The following is an 8,956-nucleotide window of genomic DNA, read 5'->3' as shown; positions in this document are numbered from 1 at the left end:
TTCTCTCCGCCCAGCAAGAGACGCTCGATCTTCTCCACGACCGCATCCGCTCGCGAGCGCACGGTCGCTTCGTCGAGGCTTCCGAAGGGATGCGGCACGATCACGAACGGGTAGTCGGGCATGCCGTTCAGCTCGGCCAGGACCGCCGCCGTTCGGGCGAACGGCCCGGTCACGACGGCGACCGCGGGGATCCCCTGCTTCTCGAGGTTGATGGCGTCGAGCACACTGCCCGACGAGCAGCTCCCTCAATCGCCGATGGCGGTGACGACCGCCGCACACTGTGCGACAAGGAGCGCGGCGTCCTCGGAGCGCGCGGGAGCACTCGGATTCGCCTTGGTGACGCGCACCAGCGCGCCCACGTCGTGTCGCGTGCGCAGGTACTCCGCCACGCGCTCGAGAAACACCATGCCGTGGGTCTTGCCATTGGCGAGGAGTCCGAGCGCCGCGCCGGCGAGGCGCGGAGGCCGGGAAGCGCGCGCCGCCGTCCGGGGCGGGACTGCGCGCAGGGTCGGGTCGAGGATGCGTGTCATACGGGGACCTCCTTGCTGACGAACGGCACGCTGCGCCCGCGACTCCACGAGGGGAAGAAGGCGCTGTGCCCGCCCGCGGCGCCGCCGCCCGCGCAGATCAGGATATCGTCGGGGCCAAGACCGCGATGGACGGAGACGTCCGTGTCGCCCGGCCGGACGCGCGTGTGGACGTCGGGCCCGCTCGGGGCCGTCTCCGCGCCGCCGGGCGCATGCGCGTAGAGCCACCGGCGCGTCTCCGCATTCAGGAGGAACTGGGCCTCGATCTTTCCGGCCCGCTTGAGGTCGGCGAGGGGCCGTCGGGCGTGTTCGTAGAGCCACGCCTGGGTCCGGGCGCGCGACCAGCCCGCCCGCGTCAGGTGCTGCGCGTGCTCGGGCGACAGGACGATGACCGACCGGCCCGGGCTCAGGCTCCCGAGGCCCGCCATGGCGTCGGCAAACGCAGTGAGGAGGGTCTCGGGCTCGCTCGCCGCGTGGACCAGGATATTGTGGCCCGACTCCGCGGCGAACACGGTCACCGCCGACTGCGTGCGCCGGAAGCCGCGGGACACGTGCAGCGGCTCCCAGGGGCTCGCCGCCTCGTGCTCGGCGAAGCAGAGCGTGTACTTCCCCGCCCAGCCCTGGGTCGACTGATCGAGCACGCCCGGGTGGCAGCCGAGGCAGTTCAGGAGCACGAGCCGGAGCGCCCGCCCGATCGTGGCATTGGCGCGGACCCCTGGGCCGAAGAGGTTCCCGCCCCCGTGAAGGCCGATCGCTTCGCACACCGGGCCGTTGACAATGACCATGAGCGCCGCGCCGCCGGTGCTCGTGGCCGGACCGTGGAGCGTGAAGTCGGGCTCGCCGATGGCGGAGAGCGTGGCTCCCACCACGGGGAAGTACTCCGGCCGGCATCCGGCCATGACCGCATTGATCGCCGCGTGCCACGCGGTGACGGCGCGGTTGCGCACCGGCTCGTGGAGCAGAACCTCGTCGGCCCGCCACGGCCCGCCCGCGAGCATGCGCTCCACGAGGGCGGCGGTGGGCGGCACCACCGGAAGGCCGTCCGTCCAGTCTTGCGCGAAGCAGGTCTCGATCGCCTGCCAGGGATCGTCCACATCGATCCCGGGATGCTGGTCGTCGCTCACGGCGCGGGGCGCGGGTACGGGCTGCCGTCGGACAGGCGCTCGAGGGCGATGAGGGCGCCTTCCAGCGTGGCGCCGGCGGCGGCGGAGTTGCCGGTCATCCCGGGACCGTAGGCGTACTGGTGGAGGAAGCCGCCCTCGTCCAGGCGCGCCAGCAGCTGCTCGCCGCCCTCGCGGATGAGCAGGAGGCCGCGCTGCTTCGCGCAGTTTTGCCTGGCGCAGCCGGTGACGGCGATGTAGTTGGCGTCCCCCACCTGCACCATTCGAACGGGGCCGCCGATCTCGAAATACACGGGGGCGGCGGCCATCGGCTTGCCGACGCCGCCGGGTGTGGGCGGGGACCAGTCGGCGCCGAAGAGGGCGCGCAGCTTGTCGCCGAGCTGCGGGTTGTTGAGGATCTCGGGCGCCGAGCGCCCGTAGGCCAGGGCGCGCGCGTCGGCCTGCATCACCTGACTGCGGGGCGGGGTGGCGGAGCCGGGCTCCGGCGGGATGACGCAGCCGGCGACGATCGGGGTGATCAACGCGGACAGCAGCGAGGCTCTCAGCAGTGCGGCTCTCAGCGGTGAAGGATTCATGTGGGGCTCCTTCCGCGTGGTGGCGTTTCCTTGAAGCACAGCATAGCAGCGGGCCCCTCACCCTGCCCTCTCCCCGGAGGGGAGAGGGTGTTGGGGCGGGCTCGCTCCCCGGAGGGGAGAGGGTTGTCACAGGGATGAGGGTTTGACACGCCCTCGGCTTTCGCTGACGATACCGCCGATCATGGACCGCGAGGCGGATGTCGTCGTCGTGGGGGCCGGCATCGTCGGGTGCGCCACCGCGTATTCCCTCGCGCGCCGGGGTGTGCGCGTCGCCGTCGTCGAGCGCGGGCCCGTGCCGGGCGAGCAGTCGCGGAAGAACTGGGGGTTCGTGCGGCAGCAGGGGCGCGATCCGGACGAGATGCCGCTCGTCATGGAGGCGAACCGGCTCTGGCGAAGTCTCCCGCGCGAGCTGGGCGCCGATATCGAGTGGGTGCAGGGCGGCAACCTGGCGCTCGCCGACGACGCGCAAGGGCTGGCGCGCTTCGAGGAGTGGCTGCCGGTGGCGCGCGAGTTCGGGCTCGACACGCGCCTGCTCCGCCCCCGCGATCTGCAGGCCGTGGTCCCCGGGCTGGCCGGCACGTGGGCCGGCGGCATGCACACGCCCGACGACGGCCACGCCGACCCGGAGAAGGCCACCGACGCGTTCGCCCGCGCCGCCGTCGCCCAGGGCGCGAGCCTCCATCTCGACTGCGCGGTCCAGGGCCTCACCACGCGCGGCGGGGCGGTGGCCTCCGTCGTCACCGAGCAGGGCGAGATCCGCGCGTCCACCGTGGTGTGCGCGGCCGGCGCCTGGTCCGCGCGGCTCTGCCGCATGCTCGGGGTCGACCTGCCGCAGCGCTGGGTGCGCGGCACGGTGGCGCGCACGACGCCCGCGCCCGCCGTCACCGCGTGCGCGGTCTGGGGGCCGCGGGTGGCGTTTCGCCAGCGTCGCGACGGCAGCTTCAACATCGCGGCCGGCGGCGCGCTGGACCACGACCTCACGCTCGATTCCCTGCGACAGCTGCGCTTCTTCCTGCCGAACTACTGGAAGAACAAGAAGCGGTTCCGCTTCCACGTGGGCCGCCCGCTGCTGGCCAGCCTGGCCGCCGCGCTGCCCGGCTCCGCGGCGCGCCGGCGCCCGCTCGTCTGGGACCGCGGCATCGAGCCCTCGCCGAACCGGACGAAGGTGCGGCGCAGCCTCGTCGAGCTCGGGCGCATGCTGCCCTCGCTGCCCGCGCTCGGCATCGCGCGGAGCTGGGCCGGCTACATCGACGCCACGCCGGACCTGGTGCCGGTGCTCGGGGACATCCCCGCCCTCCGCGGCCTCGTGCTGGCCACCGGCTTCAGCGGGCACGGCTTCGCGATGGGGCCGATCGCCGGCCGCCTCGTGTCCGAGCTGATCGTGGACGGCAAGCCGTCGCTGGACATCGCCCCGTTCCGCTTCTCGCGCTTCGCCGAGGGTGCCATCGGCAAGCCGCGCAACGTCCTGTGAGCCCGAGCCCGTGACACCCCGGCCGGTCACGCCCCGTCGCTCGCCGCATACGAAGGGCTACGCGATCGCCCTCGACGTCGGCGGCACCTTCACCGACGTCGCGCTCGTGCACGAGGCGAGCGGGCGCCTCTGGATCACCAAGACGCCGACGACGCCGCAGGACCCGTCGGCCGGATTCATCGTCGGCATCGACAAGGCGCTGCGACTGGCCTCGACCGAGGCCGCCGCGTTACGGCACGTCCTGCACGGGACCACCACCGCCACCAACGCGATCCTCGAGGGCAAGGGCGCGGCCATCGGGCTGCTCACCACCGCGGGCTTCCGCGACGTGCTCGAGATCGGCCGCCACGACATCCCGCGGCGGGCCAACATGTTCGCGTGGGTGAAGCCGCGACGGCCGGTCGCTCCCGAGCTGATCTTCGAGGTCGGCGGGCGGATCGCGGTGGACGGCGCGGAGCTGGAGCCCCTCGACGAGGCCGCGGTGCGCGCGGCGGCCCGTCGCCTGCGGGAGGCCGGCGTGGATTCGATCGCGATCTGCTTCCTGCACAGCTACGCCGATCCCGGGCACGAGCGGCGGGCCCGCGCGCGGCTGCTCGAGGAGCACCCCGGCGCGGCGGTATCGCTCTCCTCGGAGGTGCTGCCGGTGTTCCGCGAGTTCGAGCGGTCGATGGGCACCGTGCTGAACGCCTACGTGCAGCCGCTGGTCGGGCGCTACGTCGCGCGGCTGGCCGGCGAGCTGCGCTCGCGCGGGATCGACGCGCCGCTGTCGATCATGAAGTCCAACGGCGGCGTCATCGGCGCCGACGTGGTCCGCACGCAGGCCATCCACACCGCGCTCTCCGGACCGGCCGCCGGCGTGATCGGCGCGCGGCGCATCGGGGAGGCGGCCGGCTTCGCCGACCTGATCTCGGTCGACGTCGGGGGCACCAGCGCCGACGTGTGCCTCATCCGCGGAGGCGAGGCGGAGGTCACCACGGAGGGCCGCGTCGGGGCCTGGCCCCTGCACGTGCCGATGATCGACATCCACACCATCGGGGCCGGCGGCGGCTCGATCGCGCGCGTCACCGAGGACGGCACGCTCACCGTCGGGCCCGAGAGCGCGGGCGCGCAGCCGGGGCCCGTGTGCTACGGCGCGGGCGGCGAGGAGCCCACCGTCACCGACGCGCACCTGGTGCTCGGGCGCATTCCCGCGCACCTGCTCGGCGGCGAGATCGCGCTCGACGTCGAGCGCGCGCGCCGCGCCATCGAGGAGCGCGTGGCCCGGCCGCTGGGCCTGCCTCTTGCCGCGGCCGCGCAGGGCATCCTCGACATCGTCAACAACAACATGGTGGGTGCGCTCCGGCTGGTCTCGGTCGAGCGCGGGTACGACCCGCGCGACTTCGTGCTCGTGCCGTTCGGCGGCGCGGGCCCGCTGCACGGCGCCGATCTGGCCGCCCTCCTCGGCATGGGCACCGTGCTCGTGCCGCGCCACCCCGGGGTGCTGTCGACGTTCGGCCTGCTCGGCACCGAGGTGCGCAACGACTACGCGCGGACGAGCCTGCAGAAGCCGCCCGACTACGACCTGGACGCGGTCGCCGGCGTATACGCCGAGCTCGAGGGTCAGGCCCGGTCGTGGCTGGCCGCGGAGGGCGTGCCCGCGTCTGCGCGCCGGCTCACACGCCTGGCCGACCTGCGCTATCGCCACCAGGGCTTCGAGCTCACGGTGCCGTGGCCCGAGCGCGGGCTCGCGGTGGACGCGCTGCTCGCGCGATTCCACGACCGGCACCGGCAGCTCTACACCTATGCATTGCCGGACGCGCCGGTCGAGATCGTCACGCTGCGGGTGGCCGCGGCCGGGCGCGTGCGCCGCTTCACGCTGCCGCCCCTGCCCCGCCGCCGTGCGGCCCCCCAGCGCCCGCCGCGGCGCCGCGTCCACTTCGCCGGCGCGGGATGGACGCCGTGCCCCTGCATCGAGCGCGAGCGGCTGAACGCGGGCGCGGTGGTCACGGGCCCGGCCATCGTCGAGCAGCCCGACACCACGACGGTGGTGCCGCCGGGGTACCGGGCGCGGGTCGACCGTATCGGCAACCTGATCATTCAGCCCACGCACTCTCCGGGCGGCCCCTCTCCCTCTCCCCTCCGGGGCGAGGGCAGGGTGAGGGGTAGGTCGCGATGAAACGCCCGCATCGCAGCCCGCGCCGCCGCCCCGCCCCCGTCCTCGACCCCGTGACCCGCGAGATCATCCGCGGCGCCCTGCGCGCGGCGCAGATGCACATGGAAGCGGTGATCGAGCGCACCGCGATGTCGCCGTTCATCCGCGAGAAGAACGACTACTTCGCGGGCATCCTCGACGCGCAGGGCCGCGTGGTGTGCGGGACGATGGTGCCGCTGTTCGGCAACCTCACCGAGATCATCTTCAACCAGTACCCGCCGGAGACGATGCGGCCCGGCGACCTCTACTGGTACAACGACTGCCACGGCTCGCGCGGCGGCGTCTCGCACTCGCCGGACATGGTCTTCGCGGCGCCGGTGTTCCACCGGGGCAAGCTCGTTGCCTTCTCGCAGACGTGGGGCCATTTCTGGGACATCGGCGGCATGCGGGCGGGCAGCATCTCCCCGGACGCCACGGAGATCTTCCACGAGGGCATCATCGTCCCCGCCGTGCGCATCTACCGTGAGGGCGTGCTGAACGACGAGGCCTTCCGCATCTTCCTCCGCAACTCGCGCTTCCCCGACATCCTGCGGGGCGACATCCGCGCGGTTCTCGCGGGCTGCCGGCTCGGCGAGCGCCGCGTCCTCGAGCTGTTCGACCGCTTCGGGGCCGAGACGGTGCTGGCCGCGTGGGCGCTGTTCGAGCAGCAGTGCCGCGACACGATCCGCAAGACGCTGGAGTCGCGGATCCCCGACGGCACCTACGAGACCGAGGACGCGGTGGACGGCGACGGCATGAGCGACCGCTCGTTCCACGTGCGGATGAGCCTCGCCAAGGAGGGCGGCCGCATCACGCTGGACACGCGCGCCAGCGACGACCAGGCCCGCGGCCCGATCAACTTCATCATGCATCCCAGCGTGCCGAAGCTGATCGTGGGCATCTACCTGCTCTCGGGGCATCCCACCGTGCTGCTCAACGACGGCGCACAGGAGGCCATCGACGAGGTGCTGGTGCGGCCCGGCAGCATCCTGCAGCCGCACTGGCCCGCCCCGCTCGGCAACCGCGCGCACACGCTGGCCCGCGTGCAGTCGAGCGTGCTCGCGCTGCTGGCGCTGGCCACCGGCGGCGACGTGCCGGCGCCGAACTCGGTCTACAACATCTACTTCCTCCGCGGCTTCGACCGGGCCCGCAACGAGTTCTTCCTCTGCAGCGACGGCGTCGCGGTCGGCTACGGCGCGCGGCCGTTCGCGGACGGCCTCGACGCCATCTACTACGTGGCCCAGAAGAACTACCCGGCGGAGTTCATGGAGATGGTCTTCCCCCTGCGCCTGCGCCGCTACGCGCTGCACCAGGACTCGGGCGGACCGGGGCGCTTCCGCGGCGGCTCCGGCGTGATCCGCGAGATCGAGCTGACCGCCGAGGAGGCGGTCGTCGCCATCCGCCAGGACAACATCCTGTTCCCGCCCGCCGGCGTCAACGGTGGCCATGCCGGCCGTCCCGGGCGCTGCGTGGTGAATCCCGGCCGGCCGGACGAGCGCGTGCTCGCGCCCATGTCCGACGGCAACGTGCTGCGCCGGGGCGACGTGCTGCGCCTCTCCACCAGCGGGGGCGGCGGCTGGGGCCATCCCTTCGACCGCGCGCTGGACCGCGTGCGCCGCGACGTGCTGGGCGGCGTGGTCTCGGTCGGCGCCGCGCGGGAGGACTACGGCGTGGTCATCGACGAGCGCGGAGAGATCGACGCGGCGGCCACCGCGGCGCTGCGGGCTCGGCCGCGCGGGGCGGTGCGCATGTTCCACCGCGGGAGGTACTTCGGCCCGCCGGTGGAGCACGGAGATTGTTGACTGGCCCCATCTGACCGGAGACTCCCTGACGATCCGGTAGGATTCATCCAGGATCGCGTCCGTCGAGGACGAATCCTCTGGACCTACCACGTGAACATGCGGCTTGCCGGCCGATTCATTCCCCGCGAGCTCGTTTTGGCGGCCGTGGCCTCCTACGAGTTGGTCGAGGCGTACCCGGACGACAAGTACCTCCCGAGCTACCTGATTCTCGCGCGGCACGGAACGGACGCATTCCATGTGCTGTTCGCAACCGACGTCGAGGGTGATAATGTCCGCGTCGTCACGTCATACCGGCCGAACCCAGGAGACTGGCAGGCCGATCTCAGGACGAGGAGGTGGCACCAATGAGATGCGAGGTGTGCGGGGCTGGGCTGTCCCCGATTACGACAGATCTGCCCTTCAAGGTTCGGGAGCCGGGCATCGTCATTCTCAAGGCGCTGCCTGTCCTGCAATGCGCGAATTGTCCACAGTATCTTCTCGAGGACGCAGTGCTCGCTCGCGTCGACCAGATCCTACGCCAGGTGGGCGGAGGAACGGAGCTCGAGGTCATCCGCTACGCCGCCTAAGTCGCTCGATGTCGCGCGGCCCTTGTCGACGCCGGTGGTGGCGCTGTAGAATCCCGCCACATCGTCGGTGCCCTGACACTCCGAACTGGAGGCTGCACATGACCCACCGCCCCTGGCTAACTCTCGCCGTCGTTCTGGTGTTGCTGACGGCGCTCTTCGCCGCGCCGGCCACCGCGCAGACCAAGTTCGTCTTCGCGAACGAGAGCCCCTACGACACGCTCGACCCGCACGCCGCGTTCGACGTCGGCCGGGTGGCGGTGCGCCTGAACCTCTACGACGGGCTCTATCGGTGGGAGGACAACCCGCCGAAGCTCGAGCCGTGGCTGGCCGAGAGCCATACCGTCTCGCCGGACGGGCTCACCTACACCTTCAAGCTGCGCCAGGGCGCCAAGTTCCACGACGGCACCGAGATCACCGCCGAGGACGTGCGCTACAGCGCCGAGCGCATCCTGGCCATGAAGAAGGGCGCGGCCGCCCTGATCGGCGGCATGCTGGCCCCGGGCGCCACCAAGGCGCTGGACAAGTACACCGTCCAGTTCACGCTCGCCAAGCCCGCGGCCATCTTCCTGGCGGTGGTGCCCGAGATTCACGTGGTCAACTCCGCCCTGCTCAAGAAGCACGAGAAGGACGGCGACTGGGGCGCGGCGTGGCTCACCAACAACGAGGCCGGATCCGGCTCGTACCAGCTGACGCGTTACGACCCGGCGATCGGGTTCCAGGCCAA

10 protein-coding genes are annotated in these 8,956 nt (G+C 72.2%); 6 read left to right on the top strand and 4 right to left on the bottom strand.

Going from position 1 to position 8,956, the window contains the following annotated elements; genetic code table 11:
* The 4 genes from VKN16_15885 to VKN16_15870 all read right to left on the bottom strand — a co-directional run.
* Nucleotides 1-224, bottom strand: a 224-nt coding sequence (locus VKN16_15885) for a UGSC family (seleno)protein (GenBank protein HME95687.1), incomplete at its 3' end; no start/stop codon positions are given.
* A gap of 21 nt (nt 225-245) precedes the next feature.
* Nucleotides 246-530, bottom strand: a complete 285-nt coding sequence (locus VKN16_15880; GenBank protein HME95686.1) for a hypothetical protein — start codon at nt 528-530, stop codon at nt 246-248.
* Complete coding sequence (locus VKN16_15875; protein HME95685.1) at nt 527-1,651, bottom strand: hypothetical protein; 1,125 nt, start codon at nt 1,649-1,651, stop codon at nt 527-529. Before VKN16_15875 ends, VKN16_15880 begins: the two co-directional genes overlap by 4 nt.
* Nucleotides 1,648-2,223: a hypothetical protein gene (locus VKN16_15870; protein HME95684.1), complete on the bottom strand. Its 576-nt coding sequence runs from the start codon at nt 2,221-2,223 to the stop codon at nt 1,648-1,650. Before VKN16_15870 ends, VKN16_15875 begins: the two co-directional genes overlap by 4 nt.
* Nucleotides 2,224-2,404: 181 nt before the next feature.
* On the opposite strand from VKN16_15870, the gene VKN16_15865 reads away from it, so the two are divergent.
* The 6 genes from VKN16_15865 to VKN16_15840 form a co-directional block, all read left to right on the top strand.
* Nucleotides 2,405-3,694: an FAD-binding oxidoreductase gene (locus VKN16_15865; GenBank protein ID HME95683.1), complete on the top strand. Its 1,290-nt coding sequence runs from the start codon at nt 2,405-2,407 to the stop codon at nt 3,692-3,694.
* 10 nt (nt 3,695-3,704) lie between these two features.
* Complete coding sequence (locus tag VKN16_15860; GenBank protein ID HME95682.1) at nt 3,705-5,849, top strand: hydantoinase/oxoprolinase family protein; 2,145 nt, start codon at nt 3,705-3,707, stop codon at nt 5,847-5,849.
* Nucleotides 5,846-7,666, top strand: a complete 1,821-nt coding sequence (locus VKN16_15855) for a hydantoinase B/oxoprolinase family protein (GenBank protein ID HME95681.1) — start codon at nt 5,846-5,848, stop codon at nt 7,664-7,666. Before VKN16_15860 ends, VKN16_15855 begins: the two co-directional genes overlap by 4 nt.
* A gap of 90 nt (nt 7,667-7,756) precedes the next feature.
* Nucleotides 7,757-8,014 carry a DUF4258 domain-containing protein gene (locus VKN16_15850; GenBank protein HME95680.1) on the top strand — a complete coding sequence of 86 codons (258 nt, stop codon included), beginning with the start codon at nt 7,757-7,759 and terminating at the stop codon, nt 8,012-8,014.
* The gene (locus tag VKN16_15845; GenBank protein HME95679.1) at nt 8,011-8,232 is read left to right on the top strand and encodes a YgiT-type zinc finger protein; all 222 of its coding nucleotides are present in this window, start codon (nt 8,011-8,013) and stop codon (nt 8,230-8,232) included. The genes VKN16_15850 and VKN16_15845 overlap by 4 nt, the downstream gene beginning before the upstream one ends.
* Nucleotides 8,233-8,330: 98 nt before the next feature.
* Nucleotides 8,331-8,956 (top strand): ABC transporter substrate-binding protein (locus VKN16_15840; GenBank protein ID HME95678.1); only part of this gene is annotated, 626 nt, incomplete at its 3' end.

This window comes from Candidatus Methylomirabilota bacterium (genome assembly GCA_035315345.1).
Taxonomy (GTDB): Bacteria; Methylomirabilota; Methylomirabilia; order Rokubacteriales; family CSP1-6; genus CAMLFJ01.
Note: the sequence above shows the minus strand (reverse complement) of the source record. Positions and strands in the feature narration are given on the sequence as shown.